Here is a 25,215-nt window from a genome sequence, read left to right on the forward strand (position 1 = left end):
ATGAGCGTGGATACGTCGTCGCCATCCGACGCCGCCAGTGCGCTGCCGCGCATCGCAGGCTTTCGCCTGTTGCGCGAGATCGGCCAGGGCGGCATGTCGACGGTGTACCTCGCCGAGCAGATTTCGCTGGGCCGCAAGGTCGCGCTCAAAGTGATGCTGCCCGAGGCGTTGACCGATGAAGTCAGCCGGCGCCGCTTCGAGAACGAAGCGCGCACCATCGCCCGCCTCGACCACCCCAACATCGTCGGCATCTACGAAGTCGGCCGCACCGCCGACGACCTGCCCTACTACGCGATGCCTTACCTCGCGCGTGGCCACCTCGGCCAGCGCATCTCGCGACAGGACGGCCGCACCAAGGATCAATCGCGCGTCATCGCCACGCTGCGCTCCCTGCTCGAAGCCCTCGACTACGCGCACGTGCGCGGCGTGGTGCATCGCGACGTCAAGGCCGAGAACGTGTTGTTCGACGACGCCGAGCGCCCGCTGCTCGCCGACTTCGGCATCGCGCTGCGCAAGGGCATCAACCCGCGCCTGACGATGACGGGCCTGGCCGTGGGCAGCACCGCCTACATGCCGCCGGAACAGGCGCGCGGCGAAGAAGTCGACAGCCGCGCCGACCTGTACAGCATCGGCGTGCTCGCCTGGGAAATGCTCACCGGCATGCTGCCGTACAACGCCGCCGACGCGCTGTCGATGGCGGTGATGCACGCCAAGGATCCGATCCCCCGCCTGCCCGCCGAGTTGATGCACTGGCAGCGCTTCATCGACAAGTCGCTGTCGAAGTCGCCGGCCACGCGTTTCCGCAGCGCGCAACAGATGCTCGAAGCGCTGGATCGCATCGAACGCGGCGGCTTCTCCTTCGCGGCGGTGTTCGCCAACTTCGCGCAACTGTGGCGTCGCACGCGCCTGATGCCCAAGCCCCTGTTGATCGGTGGTGGCCTGCTGTGCGCGGCGATGATCGGCGTGGCCTCGCAGCACGACGCCGGCAGCGACGACTTCTTCCGCGTCGAAACCCTGCCCGAAATCCGCAAGCCCGTCGTGCCCGAAGTGGTCGAACGCATGTTGCAGCCGCCGCCGGAATCGCCGGCGCAGCAATGGGTCACCTCGGCCGAACAACAACTCGCCGCGCGCAAGCTCACCGCGCCGCAGGGCGACAACGCCTACGACAGCGTGCTCGCCGCGTGGGATGCCGATCCCGCGCACGCGGGCCTGCCGCCGCTGGTGGTGGGCGTGCTCGGCTCGCTCGGCGACGAGATGGCGATGCGTTTGCGTCGCGGCGACGCCGATCGCGCGCGCGATTACCTGCAGCGCGCGACGCAATTCGCCGATCGCACCGCGCCGCTCGGCGCCGAAGCCTTGCACGGCATCCACGAAAAGGCCGCCGACGCACTGCGTAAGCGCATGGAGGCCGACGAGAAGGACCGCAATCGCAAGGACGCACTCGCCACCGCCGCGCTCGCCAACGAGTTCGCGGGCGACCAGGCGCTCGGCGATACGCTGCGCGCGCGCGCCGAGAAGATCTCGGTCGCGAGCGCCGCCACGCCGGAAGCCGAGATCACCGCAGGCACCACGGGCGCGGCCGTGCAACCGACGCTGCGCACCCTGACGCGCGCCGAATACGCACGCTTCGTCGCCGCCACCGGCCGCGAATCGGCGCTGTGCCGCGAACGCATGTCGCTGTTCCGCATCGTCAAGCCGCGCACTTGGCGCGAACCGGGCTTCGAACAGTCCGACACGCAACCGGTGGTCTGCATCTCCTACGAAGACGCGCAGGCCTACGCGCATTGGGCCAGCCGCAACGGGACCAAGGTGCGCCTGCCGACCAGCAGTGAAGTCGGCGCCACGCCCTCGCAGACCGGCGCACGCAACTACGCCACCTGGCTGCGCGACGGGTCGGTCGCGGGCACGGGCTGGCGCGGGCCGAAGCCGCGCGCGATCGAACGCGAGCGCGGTTACGACGACGTCGCCGTGAAGCTCGTTCACGACTGACGGCGTCGCGCCCCATAATGGGCGCCATGCGCAAACCCTCCCCGCGTCCCAGCCTCCGCCGGCTTTTCATCACCGGCGTCCTCACCCTGTTGCCGATCTGGCTGACATGGGTCGTCGTCAAGTTCGTCTTCGTCATGTTGTCCGACATCAGCCGGCCCCTCATCGGGCCGCTGCTGGCCGGCATCGCCGGCGGGAATCCGTCGCTGGGTTGGCTGGCGGCGCCCTGGGTGCAGACGGCGTTCGCGCTGCTGGCGACGCTCGCGGTGATCCTGATGTCCGGCGTGATGGCGCGCGTCGTCGTCGGGCAGACGCTGCTGCGGTGGTTCGAACGCCTGGTGCAACGCATTCCGCTGGCGAACACGATCTACGGCAGCGCGCGGCAGTTGCTCAACATCCTGCAGACCAAACCCGACGGCACGCAGCGCGTGGTGCTGATCGACTTCCCGCACAACGAGATGAAGAGCATCGGCTTCGTCACGCGCGTGATGCGCGAAGAAGGTACCGGGCGCGAACTGGCGGCGGTGTACGTGCCCACCACGCCGAACCCGACCGGCGGCTATCTCGAAATCGTGCCGGTGGAAAAGATGACGCCGACCGACTGGACCGTCGACCAGGCCATGAGCTTCATCATCTCCGGTGGTGCGGTGTCGCCGGATTCGATTCCTTTCGCCCCACCGCCGCGCGCGCCTGCCGACGCCTGATGCATCCCAATCCCCTTGCCGACCGGGCCACGCGCCTTTTCATCGCGCTGTCCGCGTTCTTCTGCGTCAACGCGGTGCTCGCCGAGTTCATCGGCGTCAAGATCTTCGCGCTCGAAGACACGCTGGGCATCACGCCCTTCCAGTGGAACCTGTTCGGGCAGACCGGCTCACTGAGTTTCACCGCGGGCACCTTGTTGTGGCCGATGGTCTTCATCTTCACCGACGTCATCAACGAGTTCTTCGGCAAGCGCGGCGTGCGCATGATTTCGTGGATCGCCGTGGTGTTGATCATCTATGGCTTCGCCTTCGCCTTCGCCGCGATCTCGCTCGCGCCGGCGAGTTGGTGGGTGGCCGCGGCGCAATCGCAGGGCGTGCCGGATTACCAGAAGGCCTTCGCCGCGGTGTTCGGGCAGGGCCTGTGGACGATCGGCGGTTCGGTGATCGCCTTCCTGATCGGCCAGTTGATCGACGTCTCGGTGTTCCATCGCATCCGCCAGCGCACGGGCGAGAAGCACATCTGGTTCCGCGCGACCGCGTCGACCGCCGTGTCCCAGCTCGTCGACAGTTTCGTCGTGCTCTACATCGCCTTCGTGATCGGGCCGCAGCACTGGTCGATGTCGTTGTTCCTGGCGGTCAGCACCGTCAACTACGTCTACAAGATGCTGGCGGCCATCGTGTTGATTCCCTTGATCTATGTGCTCCGGCAGGCCATCACGTCCTACCTGGGTGAATCGCGGGCACATGAATTGCGGGAAGCCGCCGCGGCCTGACCCGGCCCGTGACCTTCGACACCCCTGCCCGGCCCCCGGCACCCGGTAGAGTCGCCTGTCGCCCCACGCGTGGGCGCCCCGCCTCGACCATTCCCGGAGTGTCCCGTGAGCCGTAAACCGCAGGTATTGCTGTTGTCCCTGTCCATCGTCGCCGCCCTCGCGGCGTGCAAGCCTGCCGAGAAGCCCGCCGGCAACGTCGCCGCCCCCGGCGAAGGCGCCGCGCCGAAGCTGACCCTCGACGAAAGCAAGCTGCCGGGCGTCAACCACTTCATGGCGAGCGACCTGGACACCTCGAAGAACGCGTGCACCGACTTCAACGGTTACGTCAACAGCAAGTGGCTCGCCGCCAATCCGATCCCGGGCGACCGCACCTCGTGGGGCGCGTTCGAAATGCTCGACGAGCGTTCCACCGCCGTGCAGCGCCAGCTCGCCGAACAGGCGGCCGCCGATGCCAACGCCAAGGGCGTTGAAAAGATCGTCGGCGACCTGTGGGCCACCGGCATGGACGAGGCGAAGATCGAAGCGCAGGGCATCAAGCCGCTCGAATCGCGCCTGGCCGCGATCGACAAGCTGACCGACGCCGATTCGATCTCCGCCTACATGCGCGACACCGCGGCGAAGGGCGAAGCGGCGATCTTCGGCTTCGGCCCCGAAGCCGACTTCAAGAACTCGTCGATGAACACCGCCTACGCCACGCAGAGCGGCCTGGGCCTGCCGGATCGCAACTACTACTTCGACGCCGACAAGCAGTCCAACCGCGACGACTACGTCAAGCACATCGCCAAGGTGCTCGAGCTGGGCGGCACGCCCGCCGCCGATGCGGCGACGCAGGCCAAGGACATCCTCGCGTTCGAAACGCGCCTGGCCAAGGCGTCGAAGTCGAGCGAAGACCTGCAGCGCGACATCTCGCTGTACTACAACCCCGTTTCGCCGGCCGACGCCGACAAGCTGACGCCCGGCTTCTCGTGGGAAGAATTCTTCAAGTCGCAGGGTGTCGACACGCCGAAGCTGTTCTCCTTCGCGATGCCCGCCTTCCACGCCGAGTGGAACAAGATGCGCAGCGACACGCCGGTCGAGCAGTGGAAGCACTACTTCCGCTTCCACGTGATCGACGAGGCCTCGCCGTACCTGGGCAACGCCTTCGTGCAGGAGAACTTCAACTTCTACGGCGCGGCGATGCGCGGCCAGAAGGAAATCAAGCCGCGCTGGAAGCGCGTGCTGTCCACCACCAACAACCAGGCCGGCGAAGCGCTGGGCCAGATGTACGTGCAGGTCGCTTTCCCCGCCGAGTCGAAGGCGCGCATGGAAATGCTCGTGCAGAACCTGCGCGACGCGCTCAAGGTGCGCCTGGAAAACCTGGCGTGGATGAGCCCGGAGACCAAGAAGAAGGCGATGGAGAAGTGGGCCGCGTTCAAGCCCAAGATCGGTTACCCCGACAAGTGGCGCCCCTGGGATGGTCTTGAGACCTCGCGCGACAGCTACATCGGCAACGTGCTCGCCGCCAACGCGTTCAACTACAAGTACGAGATGTCGAAGATCGGCAAGCCGGTGGACAAGACCGAATGGGGCATGACGCCGCAGACGATCAACGCCTCCTACAACCCGCTCGCCAACGAGATCACCTTCCCCGCCGCGATCCTGCAGCCGCCGTTCTTCGACCCGAAGGCCGACGATGCGACCAACTACGGCGGCATCGGTGCAGTCATCGGCCATGAAATGATCCATGGCTACGACGACCAGGGCAGCCGCTTCGGGCCGACCGGCAACTTCGAGAACTGGTGGACGCCGGCCGACGCCAAGGGCTTCAAGGGCCTGACCACGATGCTCGTCGACCAGTTCAACGGTTACGAAGCCGCGCCGGGCAAGAAGCTCAACGGCAACCTGACGCTGGGCGAGAACATCGCCGACCTCGGCGGCCTCAACGTCGCCTACCAGGCGATGAAGAAGGCCACCAACGGCGCGCCGGATCCCAAGACCGACGGTTTCACCAACGACCAGCGCTTCTTCCTCAACTTCGGCACCGTGTGGCGCCGCAGCATGACCGAGAAGGAAATCGACCGCCGCATCGCGACCGACGAGCACGCGCTCGCCAGCTTCCGCGCGATCGGCGCGCCGTCGAACATGCCCGAGTTCGCCACCGCGTTCTCGTGCAAAGCCACCGACCCGATGGTGCGCGGCGAAGGCAAGCGCATCCTGATCTGGTAACGGCATCGCGTTTCGAAGTCGATAAGGAAAGGCCCGGGAAACCGGGCCTTTTCCTTTTGTGATCCGCTGCCGCTTCCGTTCATCCTGCGGGCGGCGAAGTGCTTGCTACACTCGACCGGTCTTTCATCGGGTTGCACGCAATGACGCCGAACGTGCTTTTTCACAGCCGCGCCCCCCTCGCCCTTGCCCTGAGCCTCGTGCTGGTCGCGGGCCTTGCCTCTCCCGACGCGATCGCGGCCAAGAAAAAGAAATCGGCCAAGCCCAAGGAACCGGCTGCACCGACGGCGTGCACGGACTTCTACAGCGTCGCATCCGCCGACTGGGCCAAGGCCCATCCGGTGCCGGCGACGGGCAGCGTGTCGGCCATGGGCGAACTCGCCGAGCGTTCGCTGCAACAGCAACGCGACCTGCTCGATGCGGCGATGCAAAGCCCGCAAGGCAACGTGCAGAAACTGCTCGGCGATTTCTGGGCGAGCGGCCTGGACGAAGCCGCGGTCGAACGCGACGGCGCCAATCCCGTCGCGCCCCTGCTCTCGCGCATCGATGGCATCCGCAAGGCCAAGGACGTCGCGCCGGCCATCGCCGCGCTGCACCAGGTCGGCATCCCGGTGGCCTTCAACTTCGGCGCCGACATCGACCTGCACGATCTCTCGCGCCACATCGGTTACTTCAGCCAGGGCGGCCTTGGCTTGCCCGATCCTGCCTTCTACACGCGCGGCGATGCCGACACCAAGGCGGTGATGTCGCGCTACGAAGATTACGTCAAGAAGATCCTCACCTTGTCGGGCACGCCCGCCGATCGCCTCGCCGCCGATGCGAAGGCGGTGATCGACCTGGAAACGCGCATCGCGCAGGCGAGCAAGCCGATCGTTTCCCTGCGCGACGTGCAGGGCAACTACGCACCGGTGGCGGTGAAGGACATCGCCAAGACCTACAAGCGTTTGCAGCTGGCCGAGTTCCTCAAGGCGCAGGGCGTCACCGACGACACGGTGTCGATCGCCAACCCGCAGTTGTTCGCGCAACTCGAAACCCTGGCCGGCGGCTTGCCGCCCTCGCAGTGGCAGGCCTACCTGCGCTTCCATGTCGGCAATGCGATGGCGCCCTACCTCGCCAAGGCCTGGCGCGACGCCGAATTCGAATTCCGCGGCCGCGTGCTGCGCAGCCAGGCGACGCCGCCGGAACGCTGGCGCGTGGTGCTGGACGCGATCAACACCGCGGCCGGCCCGATGCTCGGCCACGAATACGCCGCGCGTTACGTGCCGACGGCGACGAAGACGCGCGCCGAGCAGATCGCGACCGACGTGCGCGCCGCACTGGGCCGCGCGGTGGATCGTTCGCCGTGGATGGGCGCGGCTGCGAAGACCGAGGCGAAGGCGAAGCTCGACGCACTCAAGATCGAAATCGGCACGCCCCGTCGCGACCTGGATTACAGCGTGCAGCCGATGGGCCGCGGCAGTTTCGGCGGCAACATGCTGATCGCGTCGACCTGGCGCCATCGCGAAGAGATGAAGCGCATCGGCCGCGGCAACGCCGACCGCCGTTGGGACGTGCTGCCGCAGCAACCGACGCTGGCCTACGACATCGCACAGAACCGCCTGATCGTCACCGCCGCGATGTTGCAGGCGCCGGTGCTCGACATGAGCGCCGACCCGGCCGCGCAGTACGGCGCCTTCGGCGGACTCGTGGGCCTGGAACTCGGGCACGCGGTCGACAACAAGGGGCGCTTCGTCGATGCGAAGGACACCGTGCGCGATTGGTGGACGCCGGCGGAAAACGACGCATGGAATGCGATCGGCCAGAAGGTGACTACGCAGTACGGCCAGTTCGAGGATCCGGCGTTGCCGGGCATCAAGCTCAACGCGGCGCAATCGCTCAACGCGAATGTCGCCGATCAGTCGGGCGTGGAGTTGGCGTGGGATGCGTGGCGCAACGGCAATGCAGCCGCCGATGCGACAGCGCAGAAGGCCTTCTTCCAGGGCTGGGCGAATCTGTGGGCGCAGCAGACGAGTGCGCAGGAAGCGACGGCGCGTGCGGCGACCGGCGTGCACGCACCGGGCAAGTGGCGCGTCAATGGGCCGCTGATGAATCTGCCTGCGTTCGGCGAGGCTTATACGTGCAAGGCTGGTAGCGCGATGGTGTCGAAGGATCCGATTCGCGTTTGGCCGTAAGAGCGGTTTCGCAGATGACAACGCGGGCCGGCTAGGTTCAACCCCACCAGTGCGGCGCAGCGGTGCGCCGCATTGGAGGCCACATTGCTCCGCAAGAGCTCACGCTCCGCAATGTGGCCTCCAACACGACGACCGCTGCGCTGGCGGCTGATGGTCTCGCGACAGCACTTGATGAGTGTGTCCGTCGCGGGTGATCGATGCGCGCCGACTGCCAGCACACCAGACGGACGGAACGTCGCCCACCTCGGCGCTCGAGTCTTCGCACATGGTCGCCTCTGGCAGGCGACGTTCCTCGCAGCGATCTGATCGAAAAGCGGGAGTCGACGCATGATCTCGCAGCGTCCCTGCTTCACCCATCCGGTCGCCGCGAAGGCGCCGATGCCCGAGAGAGGACATCGCGGTTGCGAGGACCAGCACCCACGCGACTCGCGATGTCCTCGACGGGCAAGGCGCCGGCCAGTCTGGTGTGCTGGCTGTAGGCGCGCATGCCGCAGTGCACGGCGCGCCCATTCCCCACAGTGGTGTCGCGCAACCCAACGCCAGGTGCGCGGTGGTCGTCGCGTTGGAGGGCCTCATTGCGGAGCGTGAGCTCTTGCGGAGCAATGAGGCCCTCCAATGCGGCGGCTCGCCGCGCAAATCTGGAGTCGCAGAATCCCGAGCGTCAGCGAACGATCCGCGGCCTCGGCGGCGGCTTCCGCCCAAACGGCGGCTGCCCGCGCCAGTAGCGAATCAACAACCACCCGAACAACATCCCGCCCAGATGCGCGAAATGCGCGACCCCAGGTTGCGCGCCGGAAACACCGAGCAGCAATTCGATGACGCCGTAACCGATGACGAGCGTGCGCGCCTTCATCGGAATCGGCGGGAAGAGCAACATCACGCGTTGGTTCGGAAACAACATCCCGTACGCGAGCAACAACCCGAAGATACCGCCGGATGCACCGAGCGTCGGGCCCACTTCATGGCCGGACTGCATCGACCACCACGCCACGCCAAGCTGGCAAAGCGCCGCGCCGACCACGCAGGCGAAGTAATACGTCGCAAAACGCTTGCTGCGCCACGTGTATTCCAGCGGCGCGCCGAACATCGCCAACGCGAGCATGTTGAACAACAGATGGAACGAAATCGGATTGGACGCGTCGTGCAGGAACGCATACGTCACGATCTGCCACGGCATGAAAGGCGAGGCGTACGGCGAATACTGGTCCAGGCCGATCGGCCAGAGCTCGAAAATCTGGAGCGCGTCGCCTGCGATCAACTGCAATACGAACGCGACACCGTTGGCGATCAGCAGCGCCTTGGTGACGGGCGGCAGGCGGGGGAACATGCGGGAAGGGCTCTCTTCGACGGGGGATTCGGGGGGAGCGCGGCTATCATAACGGCATGATCGCGCTTGCCGCCGTGCACGACGTCGCGGACATCGCCGACGCCCTGCGCACCCATGGCGCATGCCGGCTCCCCGACTTTCCCGACGCCGCCACGTCCCTGGCCTTGCGTGAAGACCTGCGCCGCCTGCAGGCCGCGGGCGCCCTGTCCGCGGCGGCCGTCGGCCATGGCGCCTCGCTCGGGCAGCACGCGCAGATCCGCGGCGATGCGACGCTCTGGCTCGACGACGCGCGCGCCGGCCCAGCGGCCGCTACGTTCCTCGCTGCGCTCGACGCATTGCGCGTCGAACTCAACCGCCGCCTGTTCCTCGGCGCCGACCAGGTCGAAGCGCACTACGCCGCCTATCCCGCCGGCGCGCGGTATGCGCGGCATCGCGATCGATTCCGGGACGACGATGCGCGCGTGATTTCCTTCGTGACCTATCTCAATCCGGATTGGCGCGACGAAGACGGCGGTGCGTTGCGGCTGTCGCTGCCCGATGGCGACAACGACATCGTGCCGCGCACGGGCAGCCTGTGCTTCCTCAGCGAACTCGAACACGAAGTGCTGCCCGCCACGCGCGAACGCTGGAGCATCGCGGCGTGGATGCGCCGCCGCCCACGTTGATTCAGCGCGGCCGCCAAAGGGCGGCGTCGAGGTTGCCGTCCAGGTCCTTCACCGATTCTGCGATGCGCACGCGGCCGGAACGCACGTCGACGCCTTCGGCGCGCAAGCGTTGCGTCTGTTCGCGATAGCCCTTGGAATTGGGCGGGAATGCGATCTTGCCGTCGCTGCGCAGCACGCGATGCCAGGGCAGGTCCGGCGCGCTGTGTTCGCGCAGTACGCGCGCCACCATGCGTGCGCGGCCCGGCAGCCCGGCGCGGCGTGCCACGTGGCCGTAACCGGCGACCTGGCCCGGGGGAATGGCACGGATGGCGGCAATGATCCGCTCGGCGGGAGACAGGTCGGCCATGAGGGTCTAGCATAGCGATTCCGCGCCCCCCGGACCCCGCAATGCAGAACTTCGAGCAGATCCGTACGCACCTTGGCCAAGGCGGCTTCCGCATCACGATGCAGGAGCCTTACGTCATGTGCGTCGAACTCTCGCTCGAACAGGGCACGCGGCACCAGGCCATCTTCCTGTCGGAAATGGTCGACGACGACGGCCGCAATTACCTGCGCGTCAGCACGGCGGTCGCGCCGACGACGGGCCTGGATGCGCGCCGTGCGCTCGCGTTCAACTGGGAAAGCCGCGTGGGCTATCTCGCCATTGGCGAGCTCGACGGCGTGCCCTACCTCACCCTGTGCGAGAACCGCCCCTACGATTGCGTCTCGCCGTCGGAAGTCGACCGCCTGATCCTGGAGATCGGCGGCATGGGCGACCGCATGGAGCGCGCGCTCTCCGCCGGCGGCGACCTGCTCTAGGGCGTCAACTCCACCCCATCGCCTCGACCACGCGGAACAACGCGTAGGAAATACCGCCGGCCGCGGGGATCGTCAGGATCCACGCCCACACGATGCGCTCGATCACGGTGATCTTCAGCGCGCGCGGGTTCTTCGCGAAGCCCACGCCCATGATCGCGGTGGAGATCGAATGCGTGGTCGACACCGGCATGCCGAAGTGCGCGGCGGTGACGAGGATGGTCGCGCTCGCCGTTTCCGCGGCGAAACCATCGATCGGATGCAGCTTCACCATCTTGTGGCCGAGCGTCTTGATGATGCGCCAGCCGCCGGCCGCGGTGCCCGCCGCCATGACCAGGGCGCAGGTCGCGACGATCCAGCTGTCGATCGCGTCCTTGCCGCCGTCCGGATGCAGGAACGACAGCCAGTCCGGCAAGCCGTTCAACGCACCTTCGGTCTGCGCGGCGAAGATCGCCAGCGCGATGATGCCCATCGTCTTCTGCGCATCGTTGCTGCCGTGCGCGAAGCCCATGTAAGCCGCGGACCCCAGCTGCGCCTTGCCGAAGAATGCGTTGACCCACCGCGGGCGCGACAGGCGGCGCAACGGCCCGCCGGCGCGATACAGGCCGGCGATGATCGCGTACAGCAAGCCCAGGATCAGCACGCCGAGCAGGAAGCCGAAGAACGGCGAGCTGATCATCGGCAGGAACACTTTCCAGAGCAGGCCCTTGTTGGTCGCCCAGCCCGCGTCGCCGAGCTTGGACCAGATCAGCGCATGCCAGTTGTTGTGCGCGGCCGACAATGCGGCGCCGCACAGGCCGCCGATCAGCGCGTGCGAGGACGACGACGGCAAACCGCGCCACCAGGTGATGAGGTTCCAGGCGATCGCGCCGAGCAGCGCGCAGATCAGCACCTGCGAGGAGACGGCGACCACGTCGGTATCGACGATGCCCGAGGCGATGGTCTTGGCCACCGCGGTGCCGTAGAACGCACCGATCAGGTTCATGCCGGCGGCGAGGATCACCGCCTGGCCGGGCGACAACACCTTGGTCGCGACGACCGTCGCGATCGAATTGGCGGTGTCGTGGAAACCGTTGATGAACTCGAAGATCAGCGCGAAGGCCACCACGAGCAGCACGAGGGTGAGCATGCAGGCGCCCTTGCGTCAGCTGTTCTTGAGCGCGATCGAATAGGCGACGACGCCTGCCTCGCGGCAGCGGTCGATCGCCTTCTCCAGGATCTCGAAGAATTCCTTGAGCAGGAACATCTCCGCGGCGTCCAGGCGACCGGAATAGATGTCGCGGTGCAACTCGAGGATCAGGCGGTCGGCCTCGGCTTCGATCACGCGCAGGCGATCGTTGAGCTGCTTCATCGGTTCCAGGCGCAGCTCGTGCAGCTCGGCGACCATCTTCACCACGACCTGCGCGGCCTGCTCGAGCATCGCCGCGCGCGGCGCGAAGTCGATGCCGTCCAGGCGATGGCGCGCGAGCGCGTAACGGTCGGCGAAGCGCTCGACCTGCTTGGGGATCTTGTACAGCGCCGAAGCGAGCGACTCGATGTCTTCGCGTTCGATCGGCGTGATGAAGCTGTCCACCAGCGCCTGGCTGATCTTGTCGGAGGCCACGCGCTCACGCTGGCGGGCGAGCTTGAAGGCTTCCAGCGCGGGGGTGCGCTCGGGCGACTTCAGCATTTCGTGGAGGGCCACCGTGCTGTCGTGGGCGGCGACCGCGGCGTCGTTGAGCAGGCTGTAGAACTGCTTGCCCTGTCCGAAGATCGTCTGCAGGGAGAACATGCGGGGTGGCTCCGTTTCACGGTGTTGACGGGATGAAGGCGCAATTATGACAGGCCGTCATATGACAAGCGTATGACAGTGCCCCTCCGGGACGGCTGCTATGATGCCGCCGCGCCCCCGCGCACGCCCATGGACGACGCCCCGACCGCCCCCGCCGGACACCCCAAGGCCTTCCCCTGGATGGACCCGCCCGCGTGCTCGAGCTGCTGATCGTCGCCTTCCTGATCGTCCTCAACGCCTTCTTCGCGATGTCGGAGATGGCGCTGATGACTTCGCGCAAGTTCAAGCTCAAGCAGATGGGCGAGGACAGCCGCGGCGCACGCACGGCCCTGGCCCTGGCCGAGCATCCGGACAACCTGCTCTCGACCGTGCAGGTGGGCATCACCGCCATCACGGTGCTCACCGGCTTCTACGGCGGCGAATCGCTCGGCACCGCGATCACCGCGAACATGCCGACCCTGCCGTGGGTCGATGCCTACGCGGACAAGATCGCGACCGTCGTCGCCGTCGTCGTCATCACCGCCGCCTCGGTGATCTTCGGCGAGCTGATCCCCAAGCGCCTTGCGCTCACCAATCCCGAACGCATCGCCAGCGCGGTCGCCATCCCGATCGACTGGGTGCAGCGCGGCGCGCGTCCGCTCGTCGCCACGCTCGCCGCGATCAACCGCCTCGTGCTGCGCATCCTCGGCATCAAGGACGACGCGCGCGGTGCGATCACCGAAGAAGAAATCCAGCTGCTGGTGAGCGAAGGCCACGAGCAGGGCGTGATCGACGCCGACGAACGCAACATGATGACGCGCGTATTGCGCCTGGGCGACCGCACGGCCGAAAGCCTGATGACGCCGCGCATGCGCATCGCGTGGCTCGACGCCGCCGCCGATCGCGAGGACAACCTGGAAACCATGCGCGAGACGCCCTACTCGCGCTATCCGGTGTATCGCGGCTCCGATGCCGACGTGATCGGCGTGCTCGAAGTGAAGACGCTGCTCGACGAACTGGCCAAGACCGAGCCGGAATTGTTCCGCGACATCCGCCCCGCCGTGTTCGTCTCCGAATCCACGCACGCGCTGAAGCTGCTGGAAATCTTCCGCGAGGAACAGCAATCCATCGCGCTGGTCGTCGACGAATACGGCGAGATCCAGGGCATGGTCACCGTCACCGACGTGATGGGCGCGATCCTCGGCCGCCTGCAGTCGATGCAGACCGACGAAACCGATGCGATGGTCGCGCGTCGCGAGGATGGTTCGCTGCTCGTCGATGGCGCGCTGCCGATCGAGGACGTGCGCGAGTTGCTCGGCGGCATCGCCTTGCCGGACATCGAAGAGTTCGACTATCACACCGCCGCGGGCATGGCGATCGCGCACTTCGGGCGCATCCCCAACGTCGGCGAGTATTTCGATTGGGAAGGCTGGCGCATCGAAGTGGTCGACCTCGATGGCCCGCGCGTGGACAAGCTGCTGTTGCAGCGCCTGGATCGGGAAACCAACGATGCATGAGGGCGAGGACGCAGCGCCGCACGCCGAATACGGGACGCGCGCCATCCTCGACGCGCTCGCCGAAGGCAATCCCGACGATCTGTTGACCCTGCGCGATCTTCTTTCGGGCCTGGGCCGCCGCGCATTCGGCATGCTGGCCTTCGTGTGCGTGCTGCCGGCCTTCATCCCGATCCCGATCGGCGGTGCGATCAGCGGGCCGCTGCTGATGTTCATCGGCATCCAGTTGTGCATCGGCCTGCGCAAGCCGTGGCTGCCCGATTTCATCGGCAAACGCGGCGTGCATCGCCACGCGATCGCGACCTTCGACAGACGCCTGGCACCGGTGCTGTCCCGCCTGGAAAAACTCGTGCGCCCGCGCTTGCCGTGGATGCTGGACAGCCGGATCGCCGGCGTCGTGACGGGGCTGCTGCTGTTGTTGCTCGGCTTCCTGCTGTCGCTGCCGATTCCGCTGACCAACTATCTGTTCGGCGGCACCCTGCTCGCCTTCGCGCTGGCCCTGCTGGAACGCGATGGCGTGCTGATGCTCGTCGCATGGGCCGTGGGTTTGGTCGCGGCTGCGCTGAGCTGGAACCTGACGCTCCAGGCTGCGCACGGGATCGATCTTCTGATCTGACGCCGAGCCGCTCGCTCAGGCCAGCAACTGCCCGAAGTCGTGGGCGTTCATCGGATAACCCAGCCAATAACCTTGCGCGAGATCGCAACCGCGTTCGCGCAGGATGTCGAACTGGCCTTCCTTCTCCACGCCCTCGGCGACCACGGTGATGCCCAGCGAGTGCGCCATCGCAATGATCGCGGTGGTGAGCGCGAGATCGTCGGGATCGCGCAACACGTCGGCGATGAAGCTGCGGTCGATCTTCACGCCATCGACCGGCACGCGGCGCAGGTGGCTCAGGCCGGAGAAGCCCGTGCCGAAATCGTCGAGCCAGATCTTCACGCCCGACGCGCGCAGGCGCGACAGCAAACCGCTGGCGTGGATTTCGTCGCCGATGACCGCGGTCTCGGTGAGTTCCAGGTGCAGGCGTTCGGCTTCCAGGCCCGTGTCCTTCAACGTGGACGCGACCACGCGCGGCAGATCGCCGCTGCGCAACTGGCGCGGGGACACGTTGACGGAGACGAACAACTTGTCGGCCTTCGGATGCGCCTGTTGCCAACGCACCGTGTCTTCGCACGCCGCGCGCAACACCTGCGGGCCGATGGTTTCGATCAGGCCGCTCTGCTCGGCGACATCGATGAACACCGACGGCGCGATCGCACCGTGCTCCGGATGCTGCCAGCGCAGCAAGGCTTCGGCGCCGCGCAACTGGTTGTCGGCCAGGCTGTAGACGGGCTGGTAGGCCAGGCTCAGTTCGCCGCGATCCCACGCGCCGCGCAGATCCTGCTCCATGCGCACGCGGCGTTCGACCGCCTGGTCCATCGCGCGCGAATAGAAGCGATGGCAGTTCTTGCCGGCGACCTTCGCCTGGTACATCGCGATGTCGCCGTTCTTCATCAGCATCGTCGAACCCGATGCGTCTTCCGGGAACAACGTGATACCGATGGACGTGCCCAGGAACACCTGGCGTTCCTGCACGACGATCGGACGACTGAGTTCGGCGACCAGCGCTTCGGCCAACCGGCTCGCGGCGGTGCGCACGTCGCCGTGGTTGCCCGTCGGCGACAGCACGCTTTCGATGAGGATGACGAATTCGTCGCCGCCGAAACGCGCGAGCATCGCGCCCTCGCCGCCCATGCGCTCGACGGTCTCGCGGATGCGGTTGGCGAACTGGACCAGCACTTCGTCGCCGGCATCGTGGCCGAGCGTGTCGTTGACGCGCTTGAAGTCGTCGATGTCGGCGAACAGCAACGCCAGCTGCCGGCCCGCGCCGCGCAACTGCAGCAGGCGGCGGTCGAGCGATTCGCGGAAGGCCAGGCGATTGGCCAGGCCCGTCAGCGCATCGCTGTAGGCCATGCGGCGGATGTCGCGATCATGGCGCGCCACCGAGCTGCTCATGCGGCCGAAGGCGCGCACGAGATCGCCGACTTCATCGCCGCGGCTGGTCACCGGCGCGTCGGTTTCGAAATTGCCGGCCTCGATTTCCTGCGCCACATCCGCCAGCTGGCGGATCGGCCGGACGAGCGTCTTCTGCACGAGCGCGACCACCAGCGCACCGAGCGCGAGCAGGCCCGCGCCGATCATCGCGATCCACGCCACGTGCTTGCGGCCGATGGCTTCCAGGCGCGCGTGCATCGCGCCGTTGGCGCTGTCCTCGTCGCGCTTGATCGCCGAAAGCGAATAGCCCAGGCGCACGCCACCCAGGCGCTGGTCGCCGATCATGATCGGCGCGGAGATGTCGACGATGTGATCGGAACTCTGCACGTGCGTCGTGCGCGCGGTGACGACCTCGAAGGCGAAGGGATCGTTCATCGGCTGGCCGAAGGCCGGGATGTCGCCCGAGCCGTCGTGCACGATGCGGCCCTGCGGATCGAACACGAGCACGTAGGCGACGTCGGGCTGGCGCATCGCCGCGCGCGCGAGCGTGCCGATGGCGTCCAGGTCCGAGTAGTACATCGGGTTGGTGAGCGATTCGGCGAGTTGCTGCACGCCGGCTTCGCCGCGGCGCTTGAGGCGCTCGCCCACCAGCTCGCGCATGGTCTGGCGGCCGACGTCGAACACCTGGTCCTGCATCGCTTCCTGGCGCTGCCACATCACCACCATCAGCGCGAGCACGCCGAGCAGGACCAGGGCCATGCCGGCGAGGAACTTCGCCTGCAACCCGAAGCGCAAGGTCATTCGACCTCCGCGCGGATGCGCTGCACGCCGCCGCCGATGCGCTGCAGCGCCTGCTGCGCGCCCGCGTCGATGGGCATGAAGCGCGTGGTCTTGAAGAAGCGCAGCAGCGCTTCGCGCGCGTCGGGATCGCGCGAGGCTTCGATGAGCACTTCGCGCAGGCGTGCGGCGACCTTCGGATCCATCGTGCCGCGCACCATTTCCAGCGCGCGCGGATACGGCGCGGTTTCGTGCACGATCGCAAGGTCGGCGCGAAAGGCCGCGGGCACGCGTTGCGGGTTCTGCCAGTCCAGGTTGCTCATCACGCCGACATCGACCATGCGCTTGTGGACCCACGTGGAGATGTTCAACTCGGTGCGCGCGAACAAATAGCCGACGCTGCCGGGTTCGGCACGATCCATCGGGGAGAGCAGGATTTCGAGCTTGAGGCTGTGGTCGAGCAGCTCGGAGGCCGGGACGTAGTAGGCGCTGGTCGAATTCGGGTTCTGGAAGGCGACGCGGCGCCCGCGCATGTCGGCCAGGCTGCGGATGCCGCTGTCCTTGCGCACGAAGAACACGGTCGTGTATTCGCTGACGCCGTCGCGTTCGGTGAGCAGCAGCGGCTGCGCGCCCGACCCCTGTTTCAGCAGCATGCCGGTGCCGGCGGTTTCGGTGACCCAGTCGACCCGGCCGCGGCGCAGATAGCTGTTCATCTGCTGCACGTCGTGGGCCATCAGGATGCGGCCTTCGCGGATGCCGACGTCGGCCATGCGCGGCACGACATAGTCGAGCAGCGGCTTGAGTTGTTCGTAGTGTTCCTTGGGGTCGTCGCTGATGCGGCCCAGGACGAGCACGTGCGCATCGTCGACGCCCGTTGCGTCCGCTGCACGGGCATCACGATGGATCAGGGGGGATGTGAGCGCCGCGGCGATGCACAACAGCCCCGCGGCAATGCGACGGAACGCAACCAAAGCGAAAGCCCTGCTGACTCCCCCAAGTGCGTGAAGCCTAGCCCATTTATCTGGCCCGAGACAGCGATTGTTCGCCGTTACAAAGCAGTTTCATCAGTCGTCGGCCGGCGGATTCGTGCGCCCTGCGAGCATCGCCATCCGCTGGGTATCGGCCAGCACCCCGCGCAGCAGGCGGACCTCGGCGCTCCCCAGGCCCGCGCGCAGGTACAGGCGGCGCAGCTTGCGCATCGCCGAATCCGGCGTCCGGCCCTTGTGGAAGTCGATGGCGTCCAGCGTTTCGGCCAACTGGGCGAACAGGCCTTCGAGTTCGGCATGGGGCGCGGGGCCTTCTTCCGATGCGAGGGCCGGGGGCGCGGCGACGGGCCGTGCGACACCCTGCCCGCCCAGCACTGCGCGACGGACTTCGTAGCTCAGCACCTGCACGGCGGCGGCGAGGTTGAGCGAACTGAAGGCCGGATCGGACGGAATGTGGATCGCCGCATGGCAGAGCTGGAGCTCGTTGTTGTCCAGGCCCGTGCGTTCGCGGCCGAAGACGAGCGCGACCGGGCCCTGCGCGGCGAAGGACAGCGCGCGGGCGGCGCCCTCGTCGGGGGCGAGCTGTTCCAGCTGCACGCGCCGGCTGCGCGCGGTGCAGCCGAGCACGAGGGCGCAATCGGCGACGGCATCGGCCAGCGATGCGAAGACCGGCGCCTGGTCGACGAGGTCCTCGGCGCCGGCGGCCATCGCGACGGTGTCGCGGTCGGGCGTCTTCTCGGGCGCGACCAGCACCAGGCGGGCCAGCCCCATCGTCTTCATCGCGCGGGCGGCCGCCCCGATGTTGCCGGGGTGCTGGGTGCCGACGAGCACGATGCGGACGCGATCGCGCGCGAGGGTTTCGAGGCGGGAGGCGGAAGGAATCGGTTCGCTCATGGCGCGAATGTTAAACTCCGCGCCCCTCGCGATCGGCCCCGTCCATGCAGAAACCCGCCGTCACCGTCATGGTCAAGGCCGCCCGCGCCGCGGGCAACGTGCTCTTGCGCCACATGAACCGCCTCGACGCGCTCAACGTCGTCGAAAAAGAGCGCATGGACTATGCGAGCGAGGTCGACGGCCTGGCCGAAGCCGAGATCGTGAAGGAACTCAAGCGCGCGATGCCGGACTGCTCGATCCTCGGTGAGGAAACGGGCGCCAGCGGCCGCGGCCGTTCGACCTTCGTCATCGATCCGCTCGACGGCACCAGCAATTACCTCCACGGCATCCCGCACTGGTGCGTGTCGATCGCGCTGGTCGAAGGCGGCGAGCCGCAGCACGCGGTGATCTTCGATCCGCTGCGCAACGAGTTGTTCACGGCCAGCAAGGGCGGCGGCGCGGTGCTCAACGACCGCAAGTTGCGCGTGACCGAGCGCAAGGACCTCACCGGCGCGATGCTCATCACCGGTTTCCCGCCGCGCGAGCGCGAGCGCCTTGCGCCGCACCTGGCCTGCGTCGGCGAGTTGCTGCGCGATGCCGAAGACATCCGCCGCACCGGTTCGGCCGCGCTCGACCTGGCCTACGTGGCCTGCGGTCGCGTCGACGGTTATTTCGAAGCGGGCGTGAAGCCGTGGGACATCGCCGCGGGCGTGCTGCTCGTGCGCGAGGCCGGCGGCCGCGTCACCGATTTCCGCGGCGCCGCGACGGGGCCGATGGATCAGCGCGGCATCCTCGGCCGCCAGTTGGTGGCGGGCAATCTCAAGCTCAGCGAGCAGTTGCAGAAGGCGATCGTGGGTTCTGGGTACGCTGCGGCGTTTTGAATTTTTGAAGCGCGACGCTTCGTGCTGACGACTCGCCGCGCGAATCGATGTGGTGCCCCTGCCGCTCCTGGAACGGGAGCGGCAGGGGAACCACACCACGTCACGTGGCGCGCCGTCCTTCCGAAGAGGCGCTTTCAATCCGCGACCAAAAGAGAAAGGCCGCGCACAAAGCGCGGCCTTTTTTGTTTTGCCGAACCCCGAAGGGCGCCGCGATTCCGTCAGGGACGACGCGCCAGCGCCGCTTCGTCGCGCGCCTTCGGCATCAGGTCCTGCTTGCTCGCGCCGAACCACATCAGCAACGGACAGGCCACGAAGATCGACGACAGCGTACCGATCACGATGCCGATCATCTGCGACTCGGCCATGCCGCGCAGCGAACCGCCGCCGTACACGTACAGCGCCAACACCGTCAGGAAGGCCACGAACGACGTGATCACCGTACGCGAGAGCGTCTGGTTGACCGACTTGTTCAACACCTCGTACGGCGGCGCGCGCATGCCGCGGAAGTTTTCGCGCACGCGGTCGAACACCACGATCGTGTCGTTGATCGAATACCCCATCACCGACAACACGCCGGCGAGCACCGTCAGGTCGAACTCGTGCCCGCTGACCGCGAACCAGCCGGCGACGACGATGACGTCGTGCAGCGTGGTCACGATCGCCGCGGCGGCGAACTTCCATTCGAAACGGGCCGAGATGTAGACGCCGAAGCCGAACAGCACGAACAACAGCGCGTACAGGCCGTTCTGCGCCAGCTCCTTGCCCACCTGCGGCGAGATCTGCGCGCTGCTGCGTACCTCGGCCTGGTTGTCGGGCGAGGAGGCGAGCGTGCGGACTTCCTGCGCGATGCTGGAAGACGTGCCGCCCGCCTGCGAGGCGGCGTGCGGACGATCCTGCAGGCGCACGAGCACGTCGCTGCCGGTGCCGAAGGTCTGCACCACCGCGTTGGCGTAGCCGGCCTTTTCCAGGCGCGAGCGGATGCCGTCGACGTCCGCGGGCTTCTGGAAGCGCAATTCCACGCCCACGCCGCCGGTGAAGTCCAGGGCGAAGTTGAAGCCCTTGTCGACCATCGCGAAGATGCCGACGAACATGATGAGCGCCGCGATCGTCAGCGACACCCAGCGCAAGCGCATGAAGTTGATGTTGCTGTCGTACGGGAAGACGTTGAACGGTTTCATTTGCTTGGCTTCCCGATCAGACCGCGATGGACTTGAGCTTGCGGCGGTGGCCGTAGATCAGCGTGGCGACGCCGCGCGAGACCGACACCGCGGTGTACATGGACGTCAGGATGCCGACGATCAGCGAGACGGCGAAGCCCTTCACCGCGCCGGTGCCGAAGGCGAACAGCGCGACGCCCGCGAGGATGGCCGTGATGTTGGCGTCGGCGATGGTGCCCGCCGCGCGTTCGTAGCCTTCCTTGATCGCACCCAGGGGTGGCATGCCGAGTCGTAGCTCTTCGCGGATGCGTTCGTTGATCAGCACGTTGGCGTCCACCGACATGCCCACGGTCAGCGCGATGCCCGCCAGGCCCGGCAGGGTCAGCGTGGCGCCGAGGATCGACATCACCGCGATCACCATCAGCAGGTTGATGAGCAGCGCCACCGACGTGATGATGCCGAACATGCGGTAGTAGACGAGGAAGAAGACGAGCGCGAAGCCGAAGGAGTACAGCACCGCGGTCATGCCGCGATCGACGTTCTCCGCGCCCAGGCTCGGGCCCACGGTGCGTTCGTCGACGAATTCCATGGGCGCTGCGAGCGCACCGGCGCGCAGCAGCAGCGCCAGGTCCGAGGCGTCCTTCGGGCTGTCCAGGCCGGAGGTCTGGAAGTTCTTGCCCAGCGGCTCGCGGATGTTGGCGACCGAGATCACCTCTTCCTTCACCTTGGTGCTGCGCACTTCCTTGCCGTCGACAACATTCACTTCCGGGATGCGTTCGATGTACACGACCGCCAGGCCCTTGCCGACGTTCTCGCTGGAGTAGTCGAACATGCGCTGGCCGCCCGGGCCGTTGAGCGTGATCGACACCGCCGGGGAACCGTCGTCGGGCGAACGCGTGGCCTGCGCGCCGACGAGCTGTTCGCCCGAAACGATGACGCGCTTCTTCAGCAGCACCGGATAGCTGGGGCCACCGTTGCGGCCGCGCGCGGTGAACAAGCGCGCGTCCGGCGGGACGTTGCCCTTCATCGCATCATCGATGCTGCCTTCGTGCACGCCGCGGAATTCCAGGGTAGCGGTGGCGCCGAGGATGCGCTTGGCTTCGGCGGTGTCCTGCACGCCCGGCAACTGCACGACGACGCGGTCGGTGCCCTGGCGCTGGATGATCGGCTCGGCCACGCCGAGCTCGTTGATGCGGTTGCGCAGCGTGCTGACGTTCTGCTCGATGGCGTCGGTGGCCACCTTGTCCAGTTCCGCCTGCGGGATGCGCACGACGACCTGGTTCGGCAGCGGGCTGTCGAGTTGCTGCAGCGTCGGCAACTGCTTGGCGAGCAGGCCGCGCGCCTTCGCCGGATCGGCGTTGGAAGCGAGCGTGGCGATGATGCTGTTGTCGGGGCGGCGTTCGACCGAGGTGTAGGCCACGCCGCCTTCGCGCAGCGCCACGCGCACGTCTTCGGCGGTGGCTTCGAAGCGCTTGGCCAGCGCGGCCTGCTGGTCGACCTGCATCAGGAAGTGCACGCCGCCCTGGAGGTCCAGGCCGAGCAGCATCGGATGCGCACCGATCTTCTGCAGCCACTCCGGCACCGTCGAGGCGAGGTTGAGCGCCACGACGTAGTCGCTGCCCATCGCCTCGCGGACCGCGTCGGCCGCCTTGATCTGCACGTTCGGATCGCGCAGGCGAACCAGCAGGTTGCCGTCCTTGGTGAGCTCCACCGTCTTCGGGGCCACGCCGATCTTCTTCAGCGTGCCCTCGACGCGGGCCTTGGTGGTCGCATCCACGGTCGAACCGCGGTTGGCGGTGACCTGCACCGAGGGATCCTGCGGATAGATGTTGGGCAGCGCGTACAGCGTGCTCAGCACCAGGACCAGCAGGATGACGACGTATTTCCAGCGCGCGTATTCGAGCATCGGGCGACCCCGCGGCGACCTTCATGGCCGCCGCAACTGCGTTTCGTGAAAAGTCTTCGGAAGAACTAAAGGATCAAGCGGACTTCAGCGTGCCCTTGGGAAGCACGTTGGCGATGGCGCCGCGCTGCACGCGCAATTGCACGCCGTTGGCCACTTCGACGGTGACGAAGTTGTCGCCCAGCTCGGTGACCGTGCCGGCGATGCCGCCGCTGGTGATCACCTCGTCGCCGCGATTGAGCTTGTCGAGCATCCCGCGGTGTTCCTTCTGGCGCTTCATCTGCGGGCGGATCATCAGGAAGTACATCAGGCCGATGAAGACGACCGGCAGCAAAAGCGTCTGCCACATGCTCCCGCCGGCGGCCGGCGTGGCGGCCTGGGCGTGGGCGGGGGCGATCAACAAGTCGAGCAGGTCCATTGAGCTGGGTCCGGCAATGTGAAAAGGCGGGCGATTATGCCACGTGGGTGGGCTGCGCCCCGGGCTGGTCGGCGCGGGCGGCGTGGAAAGACTCCCTGAATGCCGCGAAGGTTCCCCGTTCGATGGCCGAACGCATGTCGGCCATCAGCTTTTCGTAGTACCAGAGGTTGTGGAGGGTCCCGAGCATGGGCGCCAGCATCTCGTTGCAGCGGTCCAGGTGGCGCAGGTAGGCCCGCGTATAGCCGCCCGAACAGGTCGGGCATCCGCAGCCCTCCTCGATCGGCCGGGTGTCCTTCTCGTATTTCGCGTTGCGGATGCGCACGGTCCCGGTGCTGGTGAAGTAGTGGCCGTTGCGGGCGTTCCGCGTGGGCATCACGCAGTCGAACATGTCCACCCCGCGCGCCACCGCTTCGACCAGGTCCTCGGGCCGCCCCACGCCCATGAGATACCGCGGGCGATCTTCGGGCAGCTGCGGGCAGGTGTGGTCGAGCATCGCGTTGCGTTCGTGCTCGGGTTCGCCGACGGCCAAGCCGCCGATCGCGTAACCGTCGAAGCCGATGTCCCGCAGGCCCGCGGCCGATGCGCTGCGCAGGTCGTGGTGCACCCCGCCCTGCACGATGCCGAACAGCGCCGCGTCGTTGCCTTCGTGCGCGCGCTTTGAACGCTCGGCCCAGCGCAGGCTCAGTTGCATCGAGGCCTGCGCCACCTCATGCGTCGCCGGATACGGCGTGCACTCGTCGAAGATCATCACGATGTCCGAATCGAGCACGCGCTGGATGCGCATGCTTTCCTCCGGACCGAGGAACACGGTCGAACCGTCGGTCGGCGCGGCGAAGGTCACGCCCTTTTCGGTGATCTTGCGGCGATGCGCGAGCGAGAAGACCTGGAAGCCGCCGGAGTCTGTGAGGATCGGCCCGTCCCAGCGCGCGAAGCCATGCAGGCCGCCGTGCGCTTCGATCACTTCCAGCCCGGGGCGCAGGTACAGATGGAAGGTGTTGCCGAGGATGATTTCGGCACCCAACGCGCGGACGTCTTCGGGAAACACGCCCTTGACCGAGCCGTACGTGCCCACCGGCATGAACGCCGGCGTTTCCACCGTGCCGCGCGGGAAATGCAGGCGGCCGCGGCGTGCGCCGCCGTTTTCGCCCAGGAATTCGAAACGCATGCGGCTCATGCGCCGGCCTCGCTGGAAGGCCACAGCAGCATCGCGTCGCCGTAGGAAAAGAAGCGGTAGCCCTGCGCGATCGCATGCGCATAGGCCTCGAAGATGCGCGCCTTGCCGGCGAACGCGGACACCAGCATGAGCAGGGTGCTCTCCGGCAGATGGAAGTTGGTGAGCAACGCATCGACGCTGCGGATGCGATAGCCCGGCAGGATGAAGATCGAGGTTTCGCCGGAGAACGGCTGCAACGCGCCATCGACCAGCGCCGATTCGAGCGCGCGCACGACGGTCGTGCCGACCGCGATCACGCGGCCACCGTTCGCCCGCGTGGCGCGGACTTGTTCGACCAGCTGCGCGCCGACGTTGAGCCACTCCGAATGCATGCGATGGTCGGCAAGATCGTCGACGCGCACCGGCTGGAACGTGCCCGCGCCGACATGCAGGGTGACGTGGCCGAACGCGATGCCCTTCGCGCGCAACGCATCCAACAATGCGTTATCGAAATGCAGGCCCGCGGTGGGCGCGGCGACGGCGCCGGTTTCCTTCGCAAAGACGGTCTGGTAACGCGCGTCGTCTTCGGCATCGGCGTCGCGCTGGATGTACGGCGGCAACGGCAGGCGGCCGGCGTGCTGCAACCAATCCTCGAAGGGACCATCGACATGGAAGCGCAGGCGATAGAACTCGCCTTCGCGGCCCAGGACTTCGGCTTCACCGCCGGCGTCGAGTGCGATGCGCGAGGCGGCCTTCGGCGATTTGCTGGCGCCGACCTGGGCGCGGGCCTCGTTGCCCGGCAGCAGGCGTTCGATGAGGATTTCCACGCGCCCGCCGCTGGCCTTCTGGCCGAACAGGCGCGCGGGGATCACGCGGGTGTCGTTGAAGACCAGCAGGTCGCCGGCGCGCAGCAGGTCCGGCAGGTCGCGAACGCCCCGGTCCTGCAGAGGTGCGGGCTCGGGCTCGACGACCAGCAGGCGGCTGGCGGAGCGTTCGGGCAGCGGCGCCTGGGCGATCAGCGCCTGCGGCAGGTCGTAATGGAAGTCGGAGCGCTTCAAGGCAGGTGGCCACGGGGCCGTCGAACAAGGCCGCCTAGTGTAGCGGCCGGCGGGGGTTATATCGGGGTCGGGGCGGTGGTAGACTCGCGCAAGCTTTTGAAATCCCTCGGAAACACGCACTGCGCGGCCCCCGCCGCGTTTTTGTTTTGGAGG

General features: G+C 67.1%; 22 protein-coding genes. 10 read left to right on the top strand and 12 right to left on the bottom strand.

Annotated features, from left to right (window positions below):
• Positions 1-6: 6 nt before the first annotated feature.
• The 5 genes from AC1DOM_RS03420 (at position 7) to AC1DOM_RS03440 (ending at position 7,833) form a co-directional block, all read left to right on the top strand.
• The gene (locus tag AC1DOM_RS03420; RefSeq protein WP_498960279.1) at positions 7-1,989 is read left to right on the top strand and encodes a bifunctional serine/threonine-protein kinase/formylglycine-generating enzyme family protein; all 1,983 of its coding nucleotides are present in this window, start codon (positions 7-9) and stop codon (positions 1,987-1,989) included.
• A 17-nt stretch (positions 1,990-2,006) separates the two neighbouring features.
• Positions 2,007-2,690 carry a DUF502 domain-containing protein gene (locus AC1DOM_RS03425; protein ID WP_498960281.1) on the top strand — a complete coding sequence of 228 codons (684 nt, stop codon included), beginning with the start codon at positions 2,007-2,009 and terminating at the stop codon, positions 2,688-2,690.
• Entirely contained in the window at positions 2,690-3,460 is a 771-nt protein-coding gene (locus AC1DOM_RS03430) for a queuosine precursor transporter (RefSeq protein ID WP_498960283.1), read from the top strand. Before AC1DOM_RS03425 ends, AC1DOM_RS03430 begins: the two co-directional genes overlap by 1 nt.
• A gap of 126 nt (positions 3,461-3,586) precedes the next feature.
• Positions 3,587-5,665, top strand: a complete 2,079-nt coding sequence (locus AC1DOM_RS03435) for a M13 family metallopeptidase (protein ID WP_498961242.1) — start codon at positions 3,587-3,589, stop codon at positions 5,663-5,665.
• Positions 5,666-5,805: 140 nt separating this feature from the next.
• The gene (locus AC1DOM_RS03440; RefSeq protein WP_498960286.1) at positions 5,806-7,833 is read left to right on the top strand and encodes a M13 family metallopeptidase; all 2,028 of its coding nucleotides are present in this window, start codon (positions 5,806-5,808) and stop codon (positions 7,831-7,833) included.
• Between the two features lie 661 nt (positions 7,834-8,494).
• On the opposite strand, the gene AC1DOM_RS03445 is transcribed toward AC1DOM_RS03440, so the two are convergent.
• Positions 8,495-9,160, bottom strand: coding sequence for a rhomboid family intramembrane serine protease (locus tag AC1DOM_RS03445; RefSeq protein WP_498960288.1), 666 nt, complete (start codon positions 9,158-9,160; stop codon positions 8,495-8,497).
• A 56-nt stretch (positions 9,161-9,216) separates the two neighbouring features.
• Between AC1DOM_RS03445 and AC1DOM_RS03450 the strand changes: the two genes are divergently transcribed.
• Positions 9,217-9,825, top strand: coding sequence for a 2OG-Fe(II) oxygenase (locus tag AC1DOM_RS03450; RefSeq protein WP_498960290.1), 609 nt, complete (start codon positions 9,217-9,219; stop codon positions 9,823-9,825).
• Between the two features lies 1 nt (position 9,826).
• Here the strand turns inward: AC1DOM_RS03450 and AC1DOM_RS03455 are convergent, their stop codons facing one another.
• Positions 9,827-10,171, bottom strand: a complete 345-nt coding sequence (locus AC1DOM_RS03455; protein ID WP_498960293.1) for an MGMT family protein — start codon at positions 10,169-10,171, stop codon at positions 9,827-9,829.
• A gap of 41 nt (positions 10,172-10,212) precedes the next feature.
• On the opposite strand from AC1DOM_RS03455, the gene AC1DOM_RS03460 reads away from it, so the two are divergent.
• Positions 10,213-10,623, top strand: coding sequence for a hypothetical protein (locus AC1DOM_RS03460; protein ID WP_498960294.1), 411 nt, complete (start codon positions 10,213-10,215; stop codon positions 10,621-10,623).
• A gap of 4 nt (positions 10,624-10,627) precedes the next feature.
• On the opposite strand, the gene AC1DOM_RS03465 is transcribed toward AC1DOM_RS03460, so the two are convergent.
• Positions 10,628-11,749 carry an inorganic phosphate transporter gene (locus AC1DOM_RS03465; RefSeq protein ID WP_498960296.1) on the bottom strand — a complete coding sequence of 374 codons (1,122 nt, stop codon included), beginning with the start codon at positions 11,747-11,749 and terminating at the stop codon, positions 10,628-10,630.
• A gap of 15 nt (positions 11,750-11,764) precedes the next feature.
• Positions 11,765-12,391: a DUF47 domain-containing protein gene (locus tag AC1DOM_RS03470; RefSeq protein WP_498960298.1), complete on the bottom strand. Its 627-nt coding sequence runs from the start codon at positions 12,389-12,391 to the stop codon at positions 11,765-11,767.
• 194 nt (positions 12,392-12,585) lie between these two features.
• Here AC1DOM_RS03470 and AC1DOM_RS03475 point away from each other — a divergent pair, with 194 nt between their 5' ends.
• Together AC1DOM_RS03475 and AC1DOM_RS03480 are read left to right on the top strand one after the other, a co-directional pair.
• The gene (locus AC1DOM_RS03475) at positions 12,586-13,887 is read left to right on the top strand and encodes a hemolysin family protein (RefSeq protein WP_498960300.1); all 1,302 of its coding nucleotides are present in this window, start codon (positions 12,586-12,588) and stop codon (positions 13,885-13,887) included.
• On the top strand, positions 13,880-14,500 hold the full coding sequence (locus AC1DOM_RS03480) for an exopolysaccharide biosynthesis protein (protein WP_498960302.1): 621 nt from the start codon (positions 13,880-13,882) through the stop codon (positions 14,498-14,500). Before AC1DOM_RS03475 ends, AC1DOM_RS03480 begins: the two co-directional genes overlap by 8 nt.
• Before the next feature lie 15 nt (positions 14,501-14,515).
• Here AC1DOM_RS03480 and AC1DOM_RS03485 read toward each other — a convergent pair whose 3' ends face one another.
• The 3 genes from AC1DOM_RS03485 to AC1DOM_RS03495 form a co-directional block, all read right to left on the bottom strand.
• Positions 14,516-16,657 (bottom strand): putative bifunctional diguanylate cyclase/phosphodiesterase, encoded by a 2,142-nt coding sequence (locus tag AC1DOM_RS03485; RefSeq protein WP_498960304.1) that lies wholly within the window; start codon positions 16,655-16,657, stop codon positions 14,516-14,518.
• Positions 16,654-17,541, bottom strand: coding sequence for a phosphate/phosphite/phosphonate ABC transporter substrate-binding protein (locus tag AC1DOM_RS03490; RefSeq protein WP_498961244.1), 888 nt, complete (start codon positions 17,539-17,541; stop codon positions 16,654-16,656). Before AC1DOM_RS03490 ends, AC1DOM_RS03485 begins: the two co-directional genes overlap by 4 nt.
• A 156-nt stretch (positions 17,542-17,697) precedes the next feature.
• Complete coding sequence (locus AC1DOM_RS03495; protein ID WP_498960306.1) at positions 17,698-18,513, bottom strand: RNA methyltransferase; 816 nt, start codon at positions 18,511-18,513, stop codon at positions 17,698-17,700.
• Between the two features lie 44 nt (positions 18,514-18,557).
• On the opposite strand from AC1DOM_RS03495, the gene AC1DOM_RS03500 reads away from it, so the two are divergent.
• Complete coding sequence (locus AC1DOM_RS03500) at positions 18,558-19,373, top strand: inositol monophosphatase family protein (RefSeq protein WP_498960308.1); 816 nt, start codon at positions 18,558-18,560, stop codon at positions 19,371-19,373.
• 218 nt (positions 19,374-19,591) lie between these two features.
• Here the strand turns inward: AC1DOM_RS03500 and secF are convergent, their stop codons facing one another.
• The 5 genes from secF to queA form a co-directional block, all read right to left on the bottom strand.
• On the bottom strand, positions 19,592-20,551 hold the full coding sequence (secF, locus tag AC1DOM_RS03505) for a protein translocase subunit SecF (RefSeq protein ID WP_498960310.1): 960 nt from the start codon (positions 20,549-20,551) through the stop codon (positions 19,592-19,594).
• A gap of 16 nt (positions 20,552-20,567) precedes the next feature.
• A complete protein-coding gene (gene secD / locus AC1DOM_RS03510) occupies positions 20,568-22,436 on the bottom strand; it encodes a protein translocase subunit SecD (RefSeq protein WP_498960312.1) in 1,869 nt (622 codons plus the stop codon).
• Positions 22,437-22,509: 73 nt separating this feature from the next.
• Positions 22,510-22,851 (bottom strand): preprotein translocase subunit YajC, encoded by a 342-nt coding sequence (gene yajC / locus AC1DOM_RS03515; RefSeq protein ID WP_498960314.1) that lies wholly within the window; start codon positions 22,849-22,851, stop codon positions 22,510-22,512.
• Positions 22,852-22,885: 34 nt separating this feature from the next.
• The gene (tgt, locus tag AC1DOM_RS03520; protein ID WP_498960316.1) at positions 22,886-24,025 is read right to left on the bottom strand and encodes a tRNA guanosine(34) transglycosylase Tgt; all 1,140 of its coding nucleotides are present in this window, start codon (positions 24,023-24,025) and stop codon (positions 22,886-22,888) included.
• Positions 24,022-25,062 carry a tRNA preQ1(34) S-adenosylmethionine ribosyltransferase-isomerase QueA gene (queA, locus tag AC1DOM_RS03525; RefSeq protein ID WP_498960318.1) on the bottom strand — a complete coding sequence of 347 codons (1,041 nt, stop codon included), beginning with the start codon at positions 25,060-25,062 and terminating at the stop codon, positions 24,022-24,024. The genes tgt and queA overlap by 4 nt, the downstream gene beginning before the upstream one ends.
• Positions 25,063-25,215 lie beyond the last annotated feature (153 nt).

Source organism: Lysobacter sp. P5_B12, from assembly GCF_056400425.1.